Annotated in this window: 23 protein-coding genes; 13 read left to right on the top strand and 10 right to left on the bottom strand. The window is 39.9% G+C overall.

Annotated features, from left to right (window positions below; translation table 11 throughout):
- Positions 1–17: 17 nt before the first annotated feature.
- The 5 genes from accA to AC2INI_RS10450 all read left to right on the top strand — a co-directional run bounded on the left by accA (position 18) and on the right by AC2INI_RS10450 (position 4,150).
- Complete coding sequence (gene accA, locus AC2INI_RS10470; RefSeq protein WP_486304787.1) at positions 18–977, top strand: acetyl-CoA carboxylase carboxyl transferase subunit alpha; 960 nt, start codon at positions 18–20, stop codon at positions 975–977.
- Positions 978–1,049: 72 nt separating this feature from the next.
- Positions 1,050–2,393, top strand: a complete 1,344-nt coding sequence (gene tilS, locus AC2INI_RS10465; protein WP_486304786.1) for a tRNA lysidine(34) synthetase TilS — start codon at positions 1,050–1,052, stop codon at positions 2,391–2,393.
- 52 nt (positions 2,394–2,445) lie between these two features.
- Entirely contained in the window at positions 2,446–2,763 is a 318-nt protein-coding gene (locus AC2INI_RS10460) for a c-type cytochrome (RefSeq protein WP_486304785.1), read from the top strand.
- Between the two features lie 92 nt (positions 2,764–2,855).
- Positions 2,856–3,194: a nitrogen regulatory protein P-II gene (gene glnB, locus AC2INI_RS10455; protein ID WP_060991646.1), complete on the top strand. Its 339-nt coding sequence runs from the start codon at positions 2,856–2,858 to the stop codon at positions 3,192–3,194.
- A gap of 89 nt (positions 3,195–3,283) precedes the next feature.
- A complete protein-coding gene (locus AC2INI_RS10450; protein WP_486304784.1) occupies positions 3,284–4,150 on the top strand; it encodes an endonuclease/exonuclease/phosphatase family protein in 867 nt (288 codons plus the stop codon).
- Here AC2INI_RS10450 and AC2INI_RS10445 read toward each other — a convergent pair.
- The 3 genes from AC2INI_RS10445 to gloB all read right to left on the bottom strand — a co-directional run bounded on the left by AC2INI_RS10445 (position 4,131) and on the right by gloB (position 7,257).
- Positions 4,131–4,823 carry a YIP1 family protein gene (locus AC2INI_RS10445; protein ID WP_486304783.1) on the bottom strand — a complete coding sequence of 231 codons (693 nt, stop codon included), beginning with the start codon at positions 4,821–4,823 and terminating at the stop codon, positions 4,131–4,133. The two genes, AC2INI_RS10450 and AC2INI_RS10445, sit on opposite strands and share 20 nt — an antisense overlap.
- Positions 4,820–6,385: a LysM peptidoglycan-binding domain-containing protein gene (locus AC2INI_RS10440; RefSeq protein ID WP_486304782.1), complete on the bottom strand. Its 1,566-nt coding sequence runs from the start codon at positions 6,383–6,385 to the stop codon at positions 4,820–4,822. Before AC2INI_RS10440 ends, AC2INI_RS10445 begins: the two co-directional genes overlap by 4 nt.
- 113 nt (positions 6,386–6,498) lie before the next feature.
- Positions 6,499–7,257 carry a hydroxyacylglutathione hydrolase gene (gloB, locus tag AC2INI_RS10435; RefSeq protein ID WP_486304781.1) on the bottom strand — a complete coding sequence of 253 codons (759 nt, stop codon included), beginning with the start codon at positions 7,255–7,257 and terminating at the stop codon, positions 6,499–6,501.
- 51 nt (positions 7,258–7,308) lie between these two features.
- On the opposite strand from gloB, the gene AC2INI_RS10430 reads away from it, so the two are divergent.
- Positions 7,309–8,049, top strand: coding sequence for a methyltransferase domain-containing protein (locus tag AC2INI_RS10430; RefSeq protein ID WP_486305720.1), 741 nt, complete (start codon positions 7,309–7,311; stop codon positions 8,047–8,049).
- Here the strand turns inward: AC2INI_RS10430 and rnhA are convergent.
- Positions 8,046–8,519 (bottom strand): ribonuclease HI, encoded by a 474-nt coding sequence (gene rnhA, locus AC2INI_RS10425; RefSeq protein ID WP_486304780.1) that lies wholly within the window; start codon positions 8,517–8,519, stop codon positions 8,046–8,048. The two genes, AC2INI_RS10430 and rnhA, sit on opposite strands and share 4 nt — an antisense overlap.
- A 37-nt stretch (positions 8,520–8,556) precedes the next feature.
- Between rnhA and dnaQ the strand changes: the two genes are divergently transcribed.
- The 3 genes from dnaQ (at position 8,557) to AC2INI_RS10410 (ending at position 10,911) form a co-directional block, all read left to right on the top strand.
- Positions 8,557–9,285, top strand: a complete 729-nt coding sequence (gene dnaQ, locus AC2INI_RS10420) for a DNA polymerase III subunit epsilon (protein WP_122034306.1) — start codon at positions 8,557–8,559, stop codon at positions 9,283–9,285.
- Between the two features lie 9 nt (positions 9,286–9,294).
- Entirely contained in the window at positions 9,295–10,557 is a 1,263-nt protein-coding gene (locus AC2INI_RS10415) for a TIGR03503 family protein (RefSeq protein ID WP_486304779.1), read from the top strand.
- A 174-nt stretch (positions 10,558–10,731) separates the two neighbouring features.
- Positions 10,732–10,911 (top strand): hypothetical protein, encoded by a 180-nt coding sequence (locus AC2INI_RS10410; RefSeq protein ID WP_122034302.1) that lies wholly within the window; start codon positions 10,732–10,734, stop codon positions 10,909–10,911.
- A gap of 71 nt (positions 10,912–10,982) precedes the next feature.
- Here the strand turns inward: AC2INI_RS10410 and fadE are convergent, their stop codons facing one another.
- Entirely contained in the window at positions 10,983–13,430 is a 2,448-nt protein-coding gene (fadE, locus tag AC2INI_RS10405; protein WP_486304778.1) for an acyl-CoA dehydrogenase FadE, read from the bottom strand.
- A gap of 352 nt (positions 13,431–13,782) precedes the next feature.
- Between fadE and lpcA the strand changes: the two genes are divergently transcribed.
- On the top strand, positions 13,783–14,364 hold the full coding sequence (lpcA, locus tag AC2INI_RS10400) for a D-sedoheptulose 7-phosphate isomerase (RefSeq protein WP_045102705.1): 582 nt from the start codon (positions 13,783–13,785) through the stop codon (positions 14,362–14,364).
- A gap of 74 nt (positions 14,365–14,438) precedes the next feature.
- Entirely contained in the window at positions 14,439–15,266 is an 828-nt protein-coding gene (locus tag AC2INI_RS10395) for a class II glutamine amidotransferase (RefSeq protein ID WP_486304777.1), read from the top strand.
- A 52-nt stretch (positions 15,267–15,318) separates the two neighbouring features.
- On the opposite strand, the gene purN is transcribed toward AC2INI_RS10395, so the two are convergent.
- Together purN and purM are read right to left on the bottom strand one after the other, a co-directional pair.
- A complete protein-coding gene (gene purN, locus AC2INI_RS10390) occupies positions 15,319–15,957 on the bottom strand; it encodes a phosphoribosylglycinamide formyltransferase (RefSeq protein ID WP_174213445.1) in 639 nt (212 codons plus the stop codon).
- 138 nt (positions 15,958–16,095) lie between these two features.
- Positions 16,096–17,136: a phosphoribosylformylglycinamidine cyclo-ligase gene (gene purM / locus AC2INI_RS10385; RefSeq protein WP_486304776.1), complete on the bottom strand. Its 1,041-nt coding sequence runs from the start codon at positions 17,134–17,136 to the stop codon at positions 16,096–16,098.
- Positions 17,137–17,361: 225 nt separating this feature from the next.
- Here purM and upp point away from each other — a divergent pair, with 225 nt between their 5' ends.
- Positions 17,362–17,988, top strand: a complete 627-nt coding sequence (upp, locus tag AC2INI_RS10380) for a uracil phosphoribosyltransferase (RefSeq protein WP_045102702.1) — start codon at positions 17,362–17,364, stop codon at positions 17,986–17,988.
- A 118-nt stretch (positions 17,989–18,106) separates the two neighbouring features.
- On the opposite strand, the gene AC2INI_RS10375 is transcribed toward upp, so the two are convergent.
- A complete protein-coding gene (locus tag AC2INI_RS10375; RefSeq protein ID WP_122034295.1) occupies positions 18,107–19,357 on the bottom strand; it encodes a uracil-xanthine permease family protein in 1,251 nt (416 codons plus the stop codon).
- 205 nt (positions 19,358–19,562) lie between these two features.
- On the opposite strand from AC2INI_RS10375, the gene AC2INI_RS10370 reads away from it, so the two are divergent.
- A complete protein-coding gene (locus AC2INI_RS10370; protein WP_486304775.1) occupies positions 19,563–20,729 on the top strand; it encodes a DUF2066 domain-containing protein in 1,167 nt (388 codons plus the stop codon).
- Between the two features lie 82 nt (positions 20,730–20,811).
- Here AC2INI_RS10370 and AC2INI_RS10365 read toward each other — a convergent pair whose 3' ends face one another.
- On the bottom strand, positions 20,812–21,243 hold the full coding sequence (locus AC2INI_RS10365) for a DUF2069 domain-containing protein (protein WP_486304774.1): 432 nt from the start codon (positions 21,241–21,243) through the stop codon (positions 20,812–20,814).
- Positions 21,244–21,263: 20 nt separating this feature from the next.
- The gene (gene arsC, locus AC2INI_RS10360; protein WP_486304773.1) at positions 21,264–21,614 is read right to left on the bottom strand and encodes an arsenate reductase (glutaredoxin); all 351 of its coding nucleotides are present in this window, start codon (positions 21,612–21,614) and stop codon (positions 21,264–21,266) included.
- Positions 21,615–21,626 lie beyond the last annotated feature (12 nt).

Below are 21,626 nucleotides of genomic sequence, written 5' to 3'. Positions count from 1 at the left end.
CTAACAAGGATTCTTTGATGAGCCTAAATTTTCTTGAATTTGAAAAACCAATTGCAGAACTAGAAGCTAAAATTGAAGCACTGCGTGATATTTCTCGTCGTGGTGGAGATAATACGCTTGATCTAGAAAAAGAAATTAAGCAATTAGAAGATAAATGTTTAGAGCTTAAAAAGAAAACATTTAGTGACTTAGGCGCATGGGAAGTTGCACAGCTTGCTCGTCACCCAGAGCGTCCATATGTACTAGACTATATCGAACATATGTTTACAGAGTTTGATGAACTAGCGGGTGATCGTGCTTTTGCTGATGATAAAGCATTAGTCGGTGGTATGGCGCGTTTAGATGGCCGTCCTGTGATGATCATTGGTCACCAAAAAGGCCGTGGTACAAAAGAAAAAGTACTGCGTAATTTTGGCATGCCAAAACCTGAAGGTTACCGTAAAGCAAAACGTTTAATGCAAATGGCAGAGCGTTTTAAAATGCCTATTATTACTTTTATCGATACAGCTGGTGCTTACCCAGGTGTTGGTGCAGAAGAGCGTGGACAATCTGAAGCGATCGCTATGAACCTAAAAATCATGTCAGAACTAAGTGTTCCTGTGATCTGTAATGTGGTTGGTGAAGGTGGTTCTGGTGGTGCATTGGCTATTGGTGTTGGTGACTACGTTAACATGCTTCAATATTCTACTTACTCAGTAATTTCTCCAGAAGGTTGTGCTTCAATCTTATGGCGTGATTCAGATAAAGCTCCACAAGCTGCTGAAGCGATGGGCCTTGTTGCTCCTCGTCTAAAAGAGCTTGAGTTGATTGATACGATCATTGATGAGCCACTAGGTGGTGCGCATCGTGATCATAAAGCAACAGCTGAAAACATTAAGGCTCGTTTGATTGAACAATTAAATGAACTTGAAGGTTTTGACGAAGAAGCATTGCTTGATCGCCGTTACCAACGCCTAATGAGCTACGGTTACTGCTGATAATTTCTGTCAGATAGAGTAAAGTGAAAGCGAGCCTAAGTGCTCGCTTTTTTATTATCTGGACATACTGTTATGCTTAACTCTCAATTCTCATCCCAATTGGATTTTTACCCTGTAGCCAAACCACATCTAGTAATCGCTTTAAGTGGTGGTATTGATTCTATGGTCTTGCTTCGTCTTGCCTCAATTTATGCTAAAGAGAAACAATTGGAATGCATTGCTGTTCATGTAAATCATGGATTGAGTCAGCATGCCTTTGATTGGGAAGCTGTATGCCAAGCACATTGTGATTTATTGTCTATTCCGCTCTATATTGAACGAGTGCAGCTGGTTGTTAGTGCGCAAGACAGTTTAGAAGAGGTTGCAAGAAGAGCCCGTTATCAAGCCTTAGAAAAGCACATGCAAGCCAATAGTTTATTACTCACTGGCCAGCACCAAGATGATCAAGTTGAAACCTTATTTCTGGCATTAAAAAGAGGCAGTGGACCAGCAGGCTTATCTTCTATGCCTGCGGTAATTCCTTTATCTAATGGCTATAAGTGCCGACCATTACTCACGATTTCTCGATCTGAAATTGAGCAATACGCACAAGATAATGAACTTGAATGGGTTGAAGATGAAAGTAATAAGGATACTCGATTTGATCGTAATTTTTTGCGTCATGAGATTGTTCCTAACTTGGTACAACGTTGGCCAAGTTTTGCATCTGCTGTGTCACGCAGTGCTCAATTATGTGCGGAACAAGAAAGTCTGCTAAGTGAGTTACTTCAACCTAAATTAATCGCGTTTCAAAATGCGTATCAAGGCATTTCTATTTCACAGCTAAATAGTGAATCGGAATTAGCTCGTAATATGTTATTAAGACTTTGGTTAAAGCAGTTTGCTATCCCTTTACCAAGCCAAGTACAATTACAAATATTGTGGAATGAAGTAGCAAAAGCCAAAGAAGACGCTAATCCACAATTAGAGCTAGGCGCTATTCAGCTAAGGCGTTTTCAAGATAATTTATATTGTTTACCTCAATACCAAGATCTTTCGGCTTGGAAGAAAGAGCTGAGTGATGTCTTAGATTTGCCCGATGATCTTGGTAGATTAATTTTTTCTACGGGAGTAGAAGAGATAGGTTCAAACAATAAAAATGATGAGCAAAGTTTATTGTTAAGAGCACCAAATCAAGATGAAAAAATAGAAGTACGCTTCAATGTTTTAGGGCTGACAGCTCACCCTGAGGTACGGGAACGCCGTCGTAAAATGAAAAAGCTATATCAAGAGTATGGTATCCCGAGTTGGCAAAGAAGCAGACTACCGATGATTTTTTATAATGAAGAGCTTGCCGCTATTGCTGGATTGTTTGTCTGTCGTACCTTTTCAGGGAAAGAGTGTGAGCTGATCTGGAAGAAATCAGGCTCGAAATAGACATTTTAGACCAACTTGTCAAAATAACTGAAAATATAAATGGAGCAATATAATGAAAAAAACAATTGGATTAGCAGTTATCGCATTACTGGCCTCAGCACCGACATTTGCAGCTGCAGCGGGAGACGCCGCAGCAGGCCAAGCAAAGTCGGCTATTTGTGCATCATGCCATGGTGTTGATGGTATTGCTGTTATCCCAGGTTACCCAAATCTAAAAGGGCAAAATGCTCAATATATTGAATCATCATTAAAAGCGTATAAAAACAAACAACGTAGTGGTGGTAATTCAGCAGTAATGCAACCGATGGCTGCAATGTTGAATGATGCTGATATGGCGAATTTAGCGGCGTATTACTCGACAATGAAGTAAACATCAATTAAGTAATGCTATTCCTAGGTTGTATGTTCGCTTTGGCTCAACGATAATAGGCTGATATTAAATATGAATGTTAAGGGACTAATATGAAAAAGATCGAAGCCATTATTAAGCCATTTAAACTTGATGATGTACGAGAAAGCCTTGCTGATGTTGGTATCACAGGTATGACGGTATCTGAAGTGAAAGGGTTTGGTCGTCAAAAAGGCCATACTGAACTATACCGCGGTGCAGAGTACATGGTTGATTTTTTACCTAAAGTGAAATTAGAAATCGTCGTTACTGATGATGTCGTTGATCAATGTGTGGATGCGATTATTGAAACGGCACAAACGGGTAAAATTGGTGATGGTAAAATTTTTATCACAGATGTTAGTCGAGTTATCCGTATCCGTACGGGTGAAGAAGACGAAGATGCCATTTAATCGTAATTTCAATGGTCAAAAGTATCTGCTAGTCTAGTTAGCATTATTACTATTTAAGGAAGGAGTGATTATTCACTCCTTTTTTGTTTATGAAAAAGAAAACACTCTTATTATCATGTGCCGCAGTTGTTGTTGGTTTAACATTAGCAGCAAAGTCTATTATTTTCACAGTGCCAGTAGAGCCTGAGTTTATAGAGCTTTCTAATACCTCATCACAAACACCTCTTCAATATAAATCAGGCTGCGCTCAGTTTGATGTTTCTGCCCCAATTGATCGTGATGGTCAATTGAATGTATTGGTGTGGAATATTTATAAACAGCAAGAAGATAATTGGAAAATAGCACTAAATAAATTATCAGTTCAATCAGACTTGGTGCTATTGCAAGAAGCCAGCTTAATGCCGGAACTAAAGCAATTTGTCATTGATAAATCGTATTCAGCAGAGCTAGTACGTGCGTTTGATATTTTTGATACGAGCGCAGGGGTATTAACGTTAGCAAAAGCGCCAGCGACCAAAGTGTGTGCGCATACCGCCATAGAGCCTTGGCTTCGTTTACCTAAATCGGCGTTGCTGTCTGAATATCGGCTATCAAATGGTGAAGAACTGATGGTAATCAATATTCACGCGATTAACTTTACGTTAGGAACCGAAGATTATAAAAATCAAATTGAAGGACTTTCTAAAGAAGTGAAAGGACATAAAGGTCCTTTAATTGTCGCTGGAGATTTTAATTCTTGGAGTGATGCTCGCTTAACTGAGTTAACAAAACAAGTGCAGTCGCTGGACTTACAAGAAGTGGTATTTACACCAGATGAAAGAATGCGCTTTATTACTGGGTTGCCTTTGGATCATATTTTTTATCGTGGCTTAGAAATAAAAGAAGCGCACTCAATAAAGAGTAACGCTTCTGATCATAATCCACTACTGGTAAGTTTTAGCCTGAAAAAGCAGTAACAAAGCCCCAAAGAGTAAAGCAAGTAACCCAAGGAAGGATTGCTATGATAAGCGCTTTTGAACGTTCTAAGTCTGTCCATGCACCTAATGCGGCATAACTTAAAGCGATATACCAAGGCATAAGCAGTGGGAAAGAGCTCGCATAAGCTGACCAATGATCAGTCATTGGTAGCTTCATTAACCCATTTAAGCTGTTTAAATCGGCAGCATAAGGCATGATGTTAGCATGATTAAGTAGCAGGCTAGCATAACTTGCAATATCGCCAATTAACGCAGGGAACATCACGATAGTGCTGGCTGCAACCCATTTGAAGTAACCGTGCTGATATTGGCTCTGTTTGGTTGCAAGCTTAAACCATAGTGCTAATAATAAAATAGTTGCCGTTCGGCCCATCACATCATTAATCACTTCACCGGCTAATAAAATTTCTTTAGTTAGCCATTCGCCTTGAACTTGTCCGCCAATGCTTTCGATTTGTGCGGTTAAGTTAGTGGTAACCCATTCAAAATTGACGAGGTCAAAATAGGTTCCCCAAAACATGAATGGTGCGAAGATCAATAAAACATAAGGTAGCCAAGCCCATTTTCCACGTTCATATAATGCAGCAAAGCAATCGGCTGGAGAGCGGAAAATATCGACCAATAAAATTAATGGATTTGAAGAAGGTGTCATACGTTTACCTTAGTAACATCAACGTAAAGTTTTAATTTTTGTCCTGGCTTAATATAAGAGCCACGTTCGATGTTATTCCATTTCATAATATCTGTCACAGAGACACTGAATTTCTGTGCGATAGAGCTTAGGTTGTCACCTTGTCTGATTTGATAATGTACAGTTCGGATGATTGCGCCATCTGAGCTGTTTTTCCAAATCACCAAGTTTTGACCAACGCGTAAAGAATCTTTTGGTGCCATGCCATTCCATTTAGCTAAATCACGGTATGAAATAGAGTTATCACGCGCGATGCTCCACAAACTTTCGCCATCTTTTACTTTATGGCTCAGCTTATATTTACCCTTCGCTTTTTCTTGGGTTTTCTTTAAGCGTTGCGGTGCACTTAATGCATACGTTTTGTTGCCTTGAGAAGCGGTAGGGATTAATAGATATTGCCCGACACGAATACTCGAACCATTTAAATCATTGGTTTGTTCGATGATGTTTGATGTTGTGTTATGTTTTACTGCTAACTGGCTAATGGTGTCATCTGGTTGTACTTTGTAACGTACAACTTTCATGGTTTTATCGCCATTTTTCTTTAAATTTTCCTTAAATTGCGCGACGTGCTCAATTGGTAAAAGTAAATGATACGGCCCATCAGGAGAGGTTGCCCATTGATTATAAGCTGGGTTATAGCCTTGTAGCTCTGTAATGGTGATTCCTGCAAACTCAGCCGCGATAGCAAGGTCGAGTTGTTGTTCTGGGTTAACCATTTCTAATACTGGTTTATTTGCAATTGGCGGTAGTTCAACACCATATTTTTCATGGTTTTTAATTACATCAGCCAAAGCCAGTAACTTCGGTACATAACCGCTGGTTTCTTTTGGTAAATCTAATGAGAAAAAGTCAGTTGGTTTACCAAGCTTTTTATTCTTTGTGATTGAGCGAGATACTCGACCTGCGCCACTGTTGTACGAAGCAATCGAATGCTGCCAGTTACCATCAAAACGGCGGTCAAAATATTCCATATAATCTAATGCCGCGTTTGTTGCTGCAGGAACGTCACGTCGACCGTCATACCACCAGTTGCGTTCTAATTTAAAACGATCGGCAGTACCCGGAACAAATTGCCATAAACCAGCAGCACTGCCATGAGAGTAAGCAAATGGGTCAAACGCACTTTCTACAATTGGAAGTAGAACGAGTTCCATTGGTAAACCGCGCTTTTCGATTTCAACCGTAATCATGTATAGAAAAGGTTTTGCACGCTTTGCCACTGTACGTAAATGACTTGGATGCTTGATGTACCAGTTACGGTAGTAATCAACCGATTCATGATCAGGAATTGGCATATCCAATTGCATAGCGATTCGTTGCCAAACATCTTCCTGTTCTTGAGGGGTTGGTGCTGGTTTTTCAACTGGGGCTACTTTAGCAGGAGTGGTATCCGTTTTTGAAGGGGCAACTACTGCTGATGAATTCCCTGAATTATTGTCAGATGGAGTCTCTTCAGGTGGGGGAGCTGTTTGACAGCCAGCGAGTAATGCTAATCCAATCCAATGGAGTTTAAATTTCATTGTGTAGTGCCTTCAGTGTGCTTATGCCAACATCAAGTGATGATATTGGCATTCATATTTTTTATTTGGACACGGATAATACGTTGCAACCACACTTCAGACAAGTTTCCTACTTAAAACTCATCTTTCCATCTTCTTAATGCGGCAAAGGTCTCAACTTCTGTATTGTTAAGTACTTTACTTGCAACAGCCTGTTTCACACTGGCTTCATTAGTCCTTAAAAACGGGTTGATTAGTTTTTCACGTTGCATTGTTGATGGAATTGTTGATTTACCATTAGCGCGAAGCTTAAGAACTTTTTCTCGGTATTGCTGTAAATAGTCATTATCAGGCTCAACAGTGAGAGCGAATGCTAAGTTTGAAGCGGTATATTCATGAGCACAGTACACTTCTGTCTCATCGGGTAGTGCCGCTAATTTTTGTAGGGAATGAAACATCTGTTCTGCGGTGCCTTCAAATAAACGACCGCAGCCAGCAGAAAACAGAGTATCTCCACAAAAAAGTTTTTCATCGCCGACATAAGCAATATGGCCATTGGTGTGACCTTCAACACCAAGTACCATGAATTTTTCGTCAAATATTTCAACGAAGTCACCGTCACTAACAGGGTGAGTTAAGGTTGGAATTGGTTCATTTTCTGGGCCAACCACATTAATATTAGGAAACTGACGTACGAGCTCAGGAACACCGCCAATATGATCGTGGTGGTGGTGAGTAATCAAAATAGCATCTAAAATAAAATTGTGTGCTTTAATACATGCTAATACTGGGGCTGCATCTCCTGGGTCAACCACAACACAATGATTATCAGTGTTGTGAATTAGCCAAATGTAATTATCATTAAATGCAGGTATGCTTTTTATTGATAGCATTAACCTTATCTCCAAATTTTGTATCATAAATAGTTATAGGTAACGATATTGATTAAGCCAGCACTGCTTGATAAAAAAATTGAAAGGCCGCATTCATGGTCAGACATCCCTCACGGTGAGTGGATCGGTGAGCTAATTCAGTCTCGTCTTGATGAATGGTGCCCTAAACTGTTTGGTTACCACATGCTTAAAATTGGTGGGCTAAGTGCTGAGCTTGATAGTCGCTTTTGTAATATTAAACACCAAGTAAACCTAGATAACAAAAATTCATTAAAGAATATTACTTCTGAGCTCCCTCAACTACCTTTTTTAGAGAAAAGTATTGATGCGTGTGTGCTTGCTCATCAGCTTGATTATTCCTCGGATCCACATCAGTTATTAAGGGAAGTCGATCGAGTTTTAATTAATGACGGCTATATTATTTTAACGGGCTTTAATCCTATGAGTGCCATAGGTATTGCGAGTTTATTCCCTTGGCGAAAAAATAATTTACCGTGGAGTGGGCGTATGTTTACCCCTCACCGAATTAAAGATTGGCTTAGCGTATTAAATTTTGAGGTGGTATACAGTGACTGCTTTGCTTTAGCGCCTTTGACTCGCTATCGCACAATATGGACGTGGTTTGAAAACTTAGGTGGAGATTCTGTTAAGCCAATCAGCGGTATCTATTTTATCGTAGCAAGAAAACGTACTTACCCATTGAGACCGATTAAATCTGCTTGGAAAAAGAAGCCGAAATTGGCTCCTATTTCAGTCGCTCAAACACGTCAAAGTAAGATTAAATCAAATTAACCTGGATAGCCTGTATCATCTTGAGTCGGGTTTTCAGCTGCTGTTCTTGCTAGGTCATCACACATTTCATTTTCGCGATGGCCGGCATGGCCTTTAACCCAGCGCCAGTCAATCGTGTGACGTTCCGCTTCTGAGTCTAGTTGTTTCCAAAGATCAGCATTAACTACTGGTTTTTTATCTGCTTTTATCCAACCGCGTTTTTTCCACCCATGGATCCATTGGGTGATCCCTTGACGAACGTATTGGCTGTCTGTCGTTAATATTACAGAGCATGGTTCTTTTAAATTACGTAGAGCAATTACGGCCGCTAACATTTCCATGCGATTATTGGTGGTTTGATTAAACCCTTCGGCAAAGGTTTTTTCTGTGCCTTTATAGCGCATCACAATACCGTAACCACCAGGACCTGGATTGCCTAAGCAAGAACCATCTGTGAAAATTTCAACCTGCTTCATTATCTCTGTTATCATTAGAAGAATTTAGAAATAGTCTGACACAAATGAGCCTATGAATACTAGCGACAATTCCCCGAATCGAATTATTGTTCTCGATACAGAAACCACCGGTATGAACTTTGCTGGCGGCCCAGTTTATGAAGGTCACCGTATTGTTGAAATTGGTGCGGTCGAGATCATCAACCGAAAGTTAACTGGTAACCACTTCCATGTGTACATCAAGCCTGATCGATTAATTGATCTTGAAGCGATTGATGTACATGGTATTACCGATGAATTTTTGTATGACAAACCTGAATATAAAGATGTCCATGATGAGTTTTTAGCGTTCATCAAAGGGGCTGAGTTGGTCGCTCATAACGCGCCCTTCGATGTCGGCTTTATGGATTATGAGTTCAGTAAATTAAACAAGCTGATAGGTACGACTGATCAGTATTGTAAAATTACCGATACCTTGGCCATGGCGAAGAAAATCTTCCCAGGCAAGCGTAATAATCTGGATATTCTTTGTGACCGATACGGAATAGACAACTCACACCGAACACTTCACGGCGCTTTACTCGATGCCGAGATTTTGGCTGATGTTTATCTGCTAATGACCGGTGGGCAAACCAGTTTGAGTTTTAATGCAGAAAACCAATCAGATTCTTCTGAAGAAAGCATTAAAAGATTGAATTCAGGAAGAAAAGGATTAAAGGTTTTACGTGCAACGGCCGATGAAATAGAAGCGCATGAAAAGCGTTTGGATATAGTTGGTGATGCCTGTTTGTGGCGTAGTTAGGAGTGTAATATGTGGCGGTTATTGATGATAGTGCTGTTTATCCCAATGGTTTCTTGGGCAAAGAGTACTGAAATGTCGTGGCTGGATAACCGTTTTCGAGTTGATCCAACCATAAAACAAGTCTCTTTTTTAGTTTATAGAGAGAAAGCATCTCAAGCCGTAACGCTCGTTCGTCCGGATGGCACTAAGTATTATGCGTGGGAGCACCCTGAACATGTTGCTTGGTATGAAGAAAGTGGTATGGACATCATTTCTATTGAAAACCCAATGCCCGGTCCATGGCAAGCGATAGGTAAGATCACTCCAGATAATAAAATAAAAATATTATCTAATTTGACTCTTAATGTAGATACGCTACCGAAAAAACTGTACCAATCTGAAAGTTTAAAGTTTACCGCTCGCTTGCTACAAGACGGTAAACCACTTGTATTGCGTGATTTTTTAAATCGGATTAAGTTGAATGTCACGTTTACACCTTATCTTGCAAATGAAAAAGAGTTAGTGAAAGAGGCGCGCCCTTTAGCCGAGGTTCTAGGGACTTTTGAAGATGATGGTCAAGATCTTGATGAAGTTGCTGCCGATGGTATTTTTACCGTTAATCTTCCAATAAACATCAAACCGGGTAAATATTGGGTTCGAATTCAATCTCGTAACGGTGTTTTTCTTAGAACAGTAGAGCAAGATGTATTAGTTTATCCTGCGCCTATTCGTGCAAGTTTTACTCAGGCTCGTAATGAAAATCGCAGTCATTCGATGAGTATTGATACTGAGGGGGGATTGATTAAAGCGGGCTCACTTGCCGCTCATATTGAACAAATTGATCCAAATAAAGCTGTAACAGTGACTCAATCTCAAGCTGAGAAAGAAGAGAGTAAACTTTATTTTGATTTACCTAATAGCTATTTACCAGGCAAAAATACGTGGTCTGGCTGGGTATATGCAACGGACTTAGCGACAAATCGTCCGCTTCAATTTTACCTTGGAAAGCATAATTATGGTGTTACTGAGCCGATTGATTTAAAAGCGGCTTATGAAGCAAGAATTAAAGAAGAAGCGGCGCAACGTAAAATTGAAGAGCAGAAAAAATTAGAAATCGAGCGAGCTGAGGCTCGTAAATGGTTTTGGATTTATATTGCTGTTGGTAATTTACTTATTATCCTTCTTACTTTTGCGGGGATTTTTGGCTGGAAAAAGATAAAGGCATTTAAAGCACAAAAAGCAGCATCGCCTAAATCAGAAAAGCTATCAATGCCACCTCCACCTAAAGTCTAATGTAAGACTCTCATTCTAATTACATTGGTATAAAAAGCCGCATAAGTGCGGTTTTTATTGTTAATTATTTATTTTGTTACATTTTTTACATAGATAACGATTGCTTTTTTATAAAGTTTGTATTCTATCTTTTTATTAAATATAATCCTGTCAATTATTGATAGGGGGACTATTTTGGATAAGTATAGACTGGCGTTAGAAGAGACGTTTAATGATCTACTGATGAAGAATAAGAAAGTAACACTAAGCCAGTTGATTGGTTGTGGCTTACTAGGTGTTGATAATAACAGCGTTGATTACTTATCCATCGAAGAAATTATTTACTTAAAGTTAGTGGTAAACTTAAATAGATAATTTCCCTAATCGCTAAATTAAAAAAGGCCAGAGCATTTGCTCTGGCCTTTTGCTATCTACTTATGGTGATTTTAAGCTATTTTACTGTGCTCAAAGTTATTAGTTTGCGGCTTTACGATAAGCTCACTTGGGTCGAAGTCCTCTACACTGATGGTTGCTAAGCGGCTCTTCTCTGCTTTGCGAAGTAGCAGTGCTTCTTTATCAGAGATGATATTTAGTTCTAACCCTACTTTAGCGACACGATCTAATTGCATGAACGGTAAGCGCTGTTTTGACTCTTTACATACTCGATCATAAATTGGCTCGGCAGTTAAGATATCAATTAGCGCTTCTTCCATTTTTCCAACTGGATTAAATCGACTTGCTTCTAAGAATAATCCACGACCAATTCGGCTACGTGCACCTGATGGCTCTTGAAGGATACGAGCCAGTTTATGGTCAAGTTTATCACTTGGGCGTTGGCGACGAAGACCTGTTGGTAATAGGATAAAGCGCATAGCACCTGCAACAAATCGATTTGGGAAGTTTGCTAGTAACCCATCAATTGCTTGCTCTGCTTGATGTAGTGAATCTTGAACACTCCAATGAACTAATGCTAAATCTTCTTTCTGACGACCTTCATCATCAAAACGTTTTAGAACCGATGTAGTTAAGTAAAGTTGACTTAAAATATCACCAAGACGAGCTGACATACGTTCGCGGCGTTTTAGGCTACCACCTAGAACTGCCATTGAAATATCAGATAACAATGCAAGGTTGGTACTGTAGCGGTTTACTTGTTGGTAATAACGTTTTGTTTCATCACTGAATGGCGTTTTAGAACCACGGCCATCGGTTAAACCAAACCATAGTGAGCGTACAAAGTTACTGATACCAAAACCAATGTGACCAAAAACGGCGGCATCAAATTTCTCAAGAGACTCTTGTTTATCTTCTAAATAAGCCGCATCCATCTCTTCAAGAACATAAGGATGACAACGGATAGCCCCTTGACCATAAATGATCATTGAACGAGTCAGTATGTTTGCCCCTTCCACGGTAATCGCAATCGGTGATCCTTGGTAACTACGTGCTAAGAAGTTTGAGCTACCTAAACAGATCCCTTTACCACCAGCGATATCCATGCCATCAATAGCAATGCGTTGTGCTCGGTGAGTACAGTGGTATTTCACGATAGCAGAGATAACTGATGGTTTTTCACCTTGAACGATACCAGCAACCGTCAGTGCACTTGCTGCATCCATCATGTAAGCATTACCTGCCATACGTGCTAATGGCTCTTCAATCCCTTCCATTTTACCAATTGGAAGCTTGAACTGACGACGAATTCGGGCATAAGCACCTGTTGCAAGCGCGGCCATTTTAGCACCACCAGTTGCATTTGATGGTAGAGTGATACCACGACCAACAGACAGACATTCAACCAACATACGCCAGCCGTGTCCTGCCATTTCTTGCCCACCAATGATGTAATCTAATGGTACAAAAAGATCGTCACCTTGTGTTGGACCATTTTGGAATGGCACATTTAATGGGAAATGACGACGGCCAATTTTAACGCCTTCTAAATCTGTAGGGATAAGAGCACAAGTAATACCTAGGTTTTTCTTATCACCTAGTAAGCCATCAGGATCTTGTAATTTAAACGCTAAGCCTAAAACGGTAGCAACAGGAGCTAAGGTAATGTAACGCTTATTCCATGTAAGGCGCATACCAATCACTTCTTCGCCTTGCCACATCCCTTTAGTTACGATACCAAAGTCAGGAATTGATCCTGCATCTGAACCGGCTTCTGGGCTTGTTAACGCAAAACATGGGATCTCTTTACCTTCAGCTAGACGAGGTAAGTAGTGGTTTTTTTGTTCTTCAGTACCGTAATGTTGCAGTAATTCACCTGGGCCCAATGAGTTAGGAACCCCAACGGTAATAGAAAGAACACCTGATACACTAGTTAGTTTTTGTAGAACAGAAGATTGTGCATACGCTGAAAACTCTAAACCGCCGTATTTTTTCTTAATGATCATGGCGAAGAATTTATGGTCTTTTAAATATTGCCATACTTCTGGTGGTAAATCGGCAAGTTCATGCGTCACTTCGTAATCATTTACCATGCGACATACTTCAGCGACTGGACCATCCATAAAGGCCTCTTCTTCCGCTGATAACGTATTTTTTGGAATGTTATGCAGAAATTTCCAATCTGGATTTCCTTTAAATAACTCCGCTTCCCACCATACTGTGCCAGCTTCAATCGCGTCTTTTTCAGTTTGCGACATTTCAGGCATCACGCCTTTAAACATAGCGAGTGCTTTATTACTGAAAATAGATTGTCGAATTGAAGGGATATTCAATGGCACAGCAATGACTAAGAAGATACCCCAAGTAATTAGGCCTGCATAACCTAGCCCTGAACTAACCGCTAGAATACCTGCGGTGACCAGTGTTGCGGTTCGCAGGGATTGTCTATGATAACTTAATGCAGCAAGTGCAATGAATGTCGCTAAAAATGTCAGGGCCATGTGATTCTCCTTTTCCGGCGCTGCTCTGTTTGTAGGAACAGAGGTGGTTACGATACTCGGTCGTAATGTTATTTTTGAATTTAACCTGATAAGAGGTCTAACCAGTTATGTTAAGTGTAGATCTAATGTTAATAAAAAGTAAATAAGCTTAATGCTTAAAAAGTGATCTAGCTTGAGTAATTAATAAACAATATTTGTTTTTGAGTGCGCGATATCTAATTTAATCCGGGATGAATCGCAGAATTTATGCGCTAGAAAGAAGAAATATAAGGTGAATCTCTTTTAAAGATTTAGCGGGATAGGTACACTGAGATTAACCCCAGTTAGGGAAAATAATAAAAGAGAGTATCCTATGTCTTATCAAGATCTGATCCGTTCTGAATTAACAGAAGCCGCTCAAGTACTGAATGACTTTTTAGCTGACGATAAAAACCTTGCTCAAATTGAGTTAGCTGCCAAAACTATTGCAGATTCATTTAAACAAGGCGGTAAAGTATTGTCTTGTGGCAACGGTGGGTCACACTGTGATGCGATGCATTTTGCTGAAGAGCTAACAGGTCGTTACCGTGAAAACCGTCCAGGTTACCCAGGTATTGCGATTTCTGATCCTAGCCATTTATCTTGTGTGAGTAACGACTTTGGTTATGACCATGTTTTTTCTCGTTACACTCAAGCTGTCGGCTCTAAAGGGGATGTGTTGTTTGGTTTATCGACTTCAGGTAACTCAGGTAACATTTTAAAAGCCATTGAAGCGGCAAAAGAGAAAGGCATGAAAACCATCGCTCTAACGGGTAAAGATGGTGGTAAAATGGCGGGTCTTGCTGATGTTGAGATCCGTGTACCTCATTTCGGATATGCTGACCGTATTCAAGAGATCCACATTAAAATTATCCATATTGTTATTCAATTAATTGAAAAAGAAATGGAAAAATAATTCATCTGAAACGGTTCGTAATGATTTTTAGTTGTTGTGAACCGTTTGATTGCGAATAAAGGAGTTGCGCAAGTATGTGTGAATTGCTCGGAATGAGTGCAAATGTACCAACCGATATTTGTTTTAGTTTTAAAGGCTTAGTTCAACGTGGTGGCAATACTGGCCCTCATCGTGATGGCTGGGGAATAACTTTTTATGAAGGGAAAGGATTTCGCACATTTAAAGACCCAAAGCCAAGTTGTCACTCAAAAATAGCTGAGTTAGTTCAAGATTACCCAATAAAAAGTAAAGCGGTGATAAGCCATATCCGCCAAGCAAACCGTGGTGATGTTAATCTCGAGAACACCCATCCATTTACACGAGAGTTATGGGGAAGGTATTGGACGTTTGCTCACAACGGCCAATTAACGGGTTTTAATGAATTATCGACAGGGCGTTTTCGACCTGTTGGAGAAACAGACAGTGAACGTGCTTTTTGTTGGTTGCTGAATCAACTAGAAGATAAATATCCTGAGCCACCTCAAGATATGATGCTGATGTTTAAATTTGTCACTGAGTGTAGTGATCACCTGCGAAGCTTAGGGGTGTTTAATATGCTTTTGAGTGACGGTGAGTATCTGATGACTTACTGTTCGAATAATTTACATTGGATCACAAGGCGTGCGCCATTTGGTCAAGCTTCATTGATTGATGAAGATGTGACGATAGATTTCCATAAAGAAACGACACCGAATGATGTGGTTTCAGTCGTGGTAACTCGACCATTAACCGATAATGAAGAGTGGCATAAAATGAAAGTCGGCGAATATGCGCTGTTTCATTTTGGTGAATTAACCGCAGGTAATCATGATACGGTGCCTGATATGGCTCCACCGCTATCAGAATGCCCAATTAATGCGTAAGCACTATGCATAAAAAAAATGCCCATCAATATCATCTTGATGGGCATTTTTATTATTCAGTTTCTAACCCTGATTGGCCTAAGCTATTACCATCAAGTACGGCTTTACCATCCTGCATGATTAATCGCTCTTCAACTAACCAATTGGCAACCATAGGGTAGATAACGTGCTCTTGAGCTTGCACGCGTGATGCGACTTCTTCTGCGCTATCATTATCAAAAATAGGTACTTTTGCTTGAAGGATCACCGGACCACCATCTAATTCAGGAGTGACAAAGTGAACGCTTGTGCCGTGCTCTTTATCTCCAGCATCAATAGCACGTTGGTGCGTATGCAATCCGGTATATTTTGGTAAAAGAGAAGGGTGAATATTCAGCATCTTACCTTGATAACGTAAAACAAAGTCTTCACTTAAAATACGCATGAATCCAGCGAGAATAATCACATCTGGCTGATGGATATCAATGAGTGTCGCTAAGGCTTCATCATACTGTTCACGACTTTCATAACCAACAGCACTTAGACAGTGAGCATTAATTCCTGCATTTAGTGCTCGCTGTAATCCATAAGCGTCACTTTTATTTGAAATGACCGCAGCAATACGGGCATTTGGAATATTATTACCACAGGCATCAATAAACGCTTGTAGATTACTGCCACTTCCAGAGACTAATACAACAATGTTCTTCATTATAATGATCTTATTTTGTTTAATATTAAGTAATGATAACCATTCGAGCACAAATGGCAGATATAAAAAAGGTGATCGAATAATTGATCACCTTTCTATTTATGCTTTATGAACTAGTTCAAAGTTTGTGGAAATCGATTAACGGATCTCTACTTGCTCTTCACCTTGTTCAGCCGCCGCGACTTCACCAATTACCCAAGCGTTTTCGCCTTCGGCATTTAGTAGAGCAACAGCTTGTTCAGCTTGTTCTTTTGGAAGTGCAATAACAAGGCCTACACCACAGTTAAAGGTACGGTACATTTCGTAGGTATCTACGTTACCTTTTTCTTGTAACCAGTTAAAGATAGCAGGCCATTCCCAGCTCTTACCATCAACAACTGCTTTTGTGCCTTCAGGAAGTACACGTGGGATATTTTCCCAGAAACCACCACCTGTAATATGAGAGATAGCATGAATATCATGCTCTGCAATCATTTTAAGTCCTGATTTAATGTAGATCTTTGTTGGTTCAATAAGATGGTCAGCAACGGTTTTTCCGTTTAGTTCTTCGCTAAGATCCGCGTTTGAAACTTCAAGGATTTTACGGATTAATGAATAACCATTTGAGTGTGGGCCACTTGAACCAACTGCAATTAGTGCATCACCAGCAGCGACTTTTGTGCCATCGATGATATCTTCTTTTTCAACAACACCAACACAGAAGCCAGCAACGTCGTAGTCTTCGCCTTCGTACATGCCAGGCATCTCAGCAGTTTCACCACCGATTAATGCACAACCTGCTTGAATACAACCTTCACCGATACCTGTTACTACTTCAGCAGCCACATCGATATCAAGTTTGCCCGTTGCATAATAGTCAAGGAAGAACAGAGGTTCGCCACCTTGTACAATTAGGTCATTAACACACATTGCCACTAAGTCGATACCGATAGTATCGTGCTTATTTAGGTCAAGCGCTAAACGTAACTTAGTACCAACGCCGTCAGTACCAGAAACTAAAACAGGTTGTTTATATTTAGTTGGAAGCTCACATAACGCACCAAAACCACCAATGCCACCCATTACTTCAGGGCGACGAGTACGTTTTACTACGCCTTTAATTCGATCAACAAGTGCATTACCAGCATCAATGTCTACACCAGCATCTTTGTAGCTAAGAGAAGTTTTGTTGTCGCTCACGGAGGTGTCCTCGCCATAGGTTGGATTTCAAAAATCCGCGCCATTCTAACAGCACAATGTAAAAAGGGAAACGTTTGCGTAAGGAAATTTGAAGAAATTTTGTAATTAAAAATAAGCAAGTAAGTTATTTTAGTCAGATGACCACATTTTTTGTTATTAGAAATTATTTTTAATGAAAAAAGCATGTATAATTGAAAGGTTTGATTAATATATCTGGAGTCAGAAATGAAAGTTGTTGAAGTAAAACATCCGCTAATAAAACATAAAATCGGTTTAATGCGTGAAGGTGAGATCAGTACTAAGCGTTTTCGTGAATTAGCAACTGAAGTAGGTAGCCTACTGACTTATGAAGCAACATCAGATTTTGAAACAGAAAAAGTAACTATCAATGGCTGGAACGGCCCTGTTGAAGTTGACCAAATTAAAGGTAAAAAAGTAACAGTAGTGCCAATTCTTCGTGCAGGTCTTGGCATGATGGATGGTGTTCTTGAGCATATCCCAAGTGCACGTATTAGTGTTGTTGGTGTTTATCGTGATGAAGAAACACTAGAGCCTGTACCATACTTTAACAAGTTAGCGTCTAACATCGATGAGCGTATTGCTCTTGTTGTTGATCCAATGCTTGCGACGGGTGGTTCTATGATCGCAACACTAGATCTTCTAAAAGAGAACGGTTGTAAGCACTTTAAAGTACTTGTACTTGTTGCTGCACCAGAAGGTATTGAAGCGCTAGAAAAAGCACATCCTGATGTTGAGCTTTATACTGCGGCTATCGATGAGAAGCTAAATGACAAGGGCTATATTGTTCCGGGTCTTGGCGATGCTGGTGATAAGATCTTCGGTACTAAATAATTTATAATTTTCTAGTTTAGAAAGTTAAAAATTAAGAATTTAAAAAGGCTTGATGAATTATACTCATCAAGCCTTTTTTCTTACCTAGAACCTAGAACCTAGAACCTAGAACCTAGAGCTATTTATCTTCTTCCATCTGTGCATTGTCGACAACATGGCTTTCACCTAGGTCATCAGGAAGAATTAAATTAAGTGCAATAGCAACGATACCGCAAAGACTTACGCCTTGTAGGTTAAAGTCACCAATACCTACCGCCATACCACCAATACCAAAGACTAAAGTCACACCTACAATCGTTAGGTTACGTGCTTTATGTAAATCAACTTGGTTTTTAATCAGTGTATTTAGGCCAACCGTTGCGATAGAACCAAACAACAAGATCATAATGCCACCCATAACAGGAACTGGGATTGTTTGTAGTATCGCACCAAGTTTACCAACCAGAGCAAGAACAATGGCACATACAGCAGCCCATGTCATGATAACTGGGTTAAAAGCTTTGGTTAGCATTACTGCACCGGTCACTTCACTGTAAGTCGTATTTGGTGGCGCGCCGATAAGAGAGGCTGCCATTGTCGCAATACCATCACCTGTGATCGTGCGGTGTAAACCAGGCTTTTTAAGATAGTCTTTACCAGTTACATTTGAAATCGCTAACATATCACCCACGTGCTCAACTGCTGGCGCAATAGCCACAGGGATCATAAATAAGATCGCATTGATATTAAATTCAGGGTAAGTAAAGTTAGGTAGAGCAAACCAAGCGGCTTGATGTACTGGGGTGAAATCGACGATACCGCAAAGTAAGCTTAATGAATAGCCAACAATGATACCTGAAAGGATTGGCAGTAATTTAAAGAATCCTTTAGAGAAAACACTGACGCCAATCGTGGTAAATAACGACGCTGCAGCAATCCAAAATGCAATTTGCCCATCAACAAGCTGGAATCCACCATCACCTGTCTTACCTAGTGCCATGTTAACGGCGGTTGGGGCTAAACCTAGACCAATCACCATGATCACAGGACCAACGACCACTGGAGGTAATAATTTATGAATAAACGCCACCCCTCGAACTTTAATGACCGCGCCTAATGCAACGTACACTAAACCGGCAACCATTAGTCCGCCCATCGTAGCGGGAATGCCCCATGTTTGGGTGCCATAAATAATTGGAGCGATAAAAGCGAAAGAAGAAGCAAGAAAGATAGGGACAGAGCGACGAGTAACTAATTGAAAGAGAAGGGTACCAACACCGGCACCAAATAGAGCAACATTAGGATCTAAGCCTGTCAGGAGGGGAACAAGAACGAGTGCACCAAATGCAACGAACAACATTTGAAAGCCTTGGAACAAATTGTATAGCATTTCCATTTCCAGTAATGAATTTGAGGGATTCTATCACTATTTTATTAATAAATATCTTGATTTAGCTCGTGAAAAAATAAAACTTTTTACGAAAGTATCACTCTAATAGCTTGAAAGTTAGATCTGAGTCAATTCGAATCCTTGCTGAATAATGGGATAGCCCTTATTATCAGCGGTAATTATAAAAGTATTTATAGGTTGTTTGATGTTACGTATTTTATGTTTAGTTGTTTGTCTGATTGCAGGACCTGTTTTTGCACAGCAGCAAAGTGATCTTTATCATACCGAAGTACAATTAACTGGCTCTGAAAAAGCAGAAAGCTTAGCGAAAAAAGAAGGCCTAGTTAATGTATTAGTTAAAGTATCAGGGCAACCAACGATTGCTGATAATGAAGTGATAAAAAAAGCATTAACGCAGAGTGATCGCTACGTAACGCAAATGAGCTTTGTTGATTATGATGATGCCCCACGTGCGATGAAACTAGGGTACAACTCGAAAATGGTATTGAGTTTGTTAACTCAAGCTGAAGTCGGTATTTGGGAGACGCCACGTAAATCGGTATTGGTTTGGATTGTGAATGAATACAATTACCAAAGAAGTATTATTTGGGAGCAATCAAACAACAGTTTAATCACTCGAATTAAAGATGCTGCGAATGAAAGAGGCTTACCTGTCATGTTCCCAGTAGGGGATTTTGATGATGTGACCTCAATCGAGATCCCTGATTTATGGGGTAACTTTAAAAAACCAATTGCTGATGCGAGTGAGCGCTATAATCCACAAGCTATTTTAGTCGTAAAAGTACGTGGCAATAGCTCTACATGGACTCTATTTGACTCTACGCCTCAATATTTAGTGACGACATCGAAAAAGTCGCTTGAAGGTCGAGCATCGGGCTCTGTTCAGTTAGCTGATATGGTTAATGAAGTGAGTGATTACTTTGCTAAAACGTACACTAAGAACTTAGCTGCAGTGGCTAGTGAGTCAGAAACAGTATCGATTAAAGGCGTTCATACAACACGTTCTTTTTTCACTATTGAGAAGCAATTACAGCAAATGAACTCAGTAGCTAGTGTGCAGGTAAATACAATCCAAGGTGATAAAGTCACTTACACATTAAGCTTGCTAGGTGATTATCAACAGTTTAATGATGAACTTTTAAGTAAGAACTCTCGTATTTCACTCATTCCAGAAGAGCCAATTGCTGTTGCTGTAGATGATGATATTAAAACTGATGTTATTACAGAAGAAGTGACACAAGAAGCAGAACTCCCAGTAGACGACGGTATGCCTGTCGTGAGCGAAGAGATGCAAACTGAAGCTGAAGAAGTTCAGCCAGTCGTTCATGAGTATCAATTGAGCGCAAGTTAAGACATTTCTACCCTTGATAAATATAAATAAAAAAGGTGACTACATAATGAATGTAATCACCTTTTTTGTATCTGTAAGTTTACTATTTTTCGGTATATTTGGCTTTTTCTATTTTCTCTACTTCAGACAAGCGTTTTAGTTTTAACCCTAATTCTTTGCCTCGTAAGCGAGCATAATAAATGTTACCAATAAACGCCCCTGAGGTAAGGATGACTTCAACTAGCGCGAAATAACGCTCCCCTTCATCAAGCCAAAGTATGGTTAAGCCATGCAAGAAGTAGAACATTAAAATAAAGTTTGCCCATGCATGCGTGTAAGGTTTACCTTGAATGATCCCCTTTAGTGGAAAAAGCATTGGAATAATCCATGCCACCATAATGCCATATGGATTGATCAACGGATGAGGAGAGAGAGTACTATGCCAAAGAGCGACAAAGACAAGTAGTGCTAAGTTGCAAAATAGTGCAAGAAAACGATAGCGCTTTGTTTCTGCGCTCATTTCAACTGGATCCATGTTTAGCTTCCTGCTTAATGCTATAAAATCTCTAAAACTTGCTCTGGTGGACGACCTATTTTTGCTTGGTTGTTGTTAACCACAATAGGGCGCTCAATCAATTTTGGTGTTTGTACCATCGCTTCAAAGAGCTGCTCGTCTGTCACTGAGCTATCTCCTAGATTTTGTTCTTTATATTCAGCTTCTTTTACTCTCATCATGTTACGAACAGAATCGAACTCTAATTGAGAGAATAGCGTTTTTAAGGCATCAACACTTGGTGTTTCTTCTAGGTACTTCACAACGCTTGGGGTCACGCCTTGAGCTTCTAATAGCGCTAATGTTTCACGGCTTTTTGAGCAACGAGGGTTATGATAAATAATAACAGACATACTTTTTCCTTT

The organism is Aliivibrio friggae (assembly GCF_057368515.1).
This window is presented reverse-complemented; position numbering and strand designations above follow the sequence as displayed.

What these genes read in the sequence shown, in the direction of transcription:
- accA (WP_486304787.1), top strand. Translation starts at nt 18, where the DNA reads ATGAGCCTAAATTTTCTTGAATTTGAAAAACCAATTGCAGAACTAGAA.
- tilS (WP_486304786.1), top strand. Translation starts at nt 1,050, where the DNA reads ATGCTTAACTCTCAATTCTCATCCCAATTGGATTTTTACCCTGTAGCC.
- AC2INI_RS10460 (WP_486304785.1), top strand. Translation starts at nt 2,446, where the DNA reads ATGAAAAAAACAATTGGATTAGCAGTTATCGCATTACTGGCCTCAGCA.
- glnB (WP_060991646.1), top strand. Translation starts at nt 2,856, where the DNA reads ATGAAAAAGATCGAAGCCATTATTAAGCCATTTAAACTTGATGATGTA.
- AC2INI_RS10450 (WP_486304784.1), top strand. Translation starts at nt 3,284, where the DNA reads ATGAAAAAGAAAACACTCTTATTATCATGTGCCGCAGTTGTTGTTGGT.
- AC2INI_RS10445 (WP_486304783.1), bottom strand. Translation starts at nt 4,823, where the DNA reads ATGACACCTTCTTCAAATCCATTAATTTTATTGGTCGATATTTTCCGC.
- AC2INI_RS10440 (WP_486304782.1), bottom strand. Translation starts at nt 6,385, where the DNA reads ATGAAATTTAAACTCCATTGGATTGGATTAGCATTACTCGCTGGCTGT.
- gloB (WP_486304781.1), bottom strand. Translation starts at nt 7,257, where the DNA reads ATGCTATCAATAAAAAGCATACCTGCATTTAATGATAATTACATTTGG.
- rnhA (WP_486304780.1), bottom strand. Translation starts at nt 8,519, where the DNA reads ATGATAACAGAGATAATGAAGCAGGTTGAAATTTTCACAGATGGTTCT.
- dnaQ (WP_122034306.1), top strand. Translation starts at nt 8,557, where the DNA reads ATGAATACTAGCGACAATTCCCCGAATCGAATTATTGTTCTCGATACA.
- AC2INI_RS10415 (WP_486304779.1), top strand. Translation starts at nt 9,295, where the DNA reads ATGTGGCGGTTATTGATGATAGTGCTGTTTATCCCAATGGTTTCTTGG.
- fadE (WP_486304778.1), bottom strand. Translation starts at nt 13,430, where the DNA reads ATGGCCCTGACATTTTTAGCGACATTCATTGCACTTGCTGCATTAAGT.
- lpcA (WP_045102705.1), top strand. Translation starts at nt 13,783, where the DNA reads ATGTCTTATCAAGATCTGATCCGTTCTGAATTAACAGAAGCCGCTCAA.
- AC2INI_RS10395 (WP_486304777.1), top strand. Translation starts at nt 14,439, where the DNA reads ATGTGTGAATTGCTCGGAATGAGTGCAAATGTACCAACCGATATTTGT.
- purN (WP_174213445.1), bottom strand. Translation starts at nt 15,957, where the DNA reads ATGAAGAACATTGTTGTATTAGTCTCTGGAAGTGGCAGTAATCTACAA.
- upp (WP_045102702.1), top strand. Translation starts at nt 17,362, where the DNA reads ATGAAAGTTGTTGAAGTAAAACATCCGCTAATAAAACATAAAATCGGT.
- AC2INI_RS10375 (WP_122034295.1), bottom strand. Translation starts at nt 19,357, where the DNA reads ATGCTATACAATTTGTTCCAAGGCTTTCAAATGTTGTTCGTTGCATTT.
- AC2INI_RS10370 (WP_486304775.1), top strand. Translation starts at nt 19,563, where the DNA reads ATGTTACGTATTTTATGTTTAGTTGTTTGTCTGATTGCAGGACCTGTT.
- AC2INI_RS10365 (WP_486304774.1), bottom strand. Translation starts at nt 21,243, where the DNA reads ATGGATCCAGTTGAAATGAGCGCAGAAACAAAGCGCTATCGTTTTCTT.
- arsC (WP_486304773.1), bottom strand. Translation starts at nt 21,614, where the DNA reads ATGTCTGTTATTATTTATCATAACCCTCGTTGCTCAAAAAGCCGTGAA.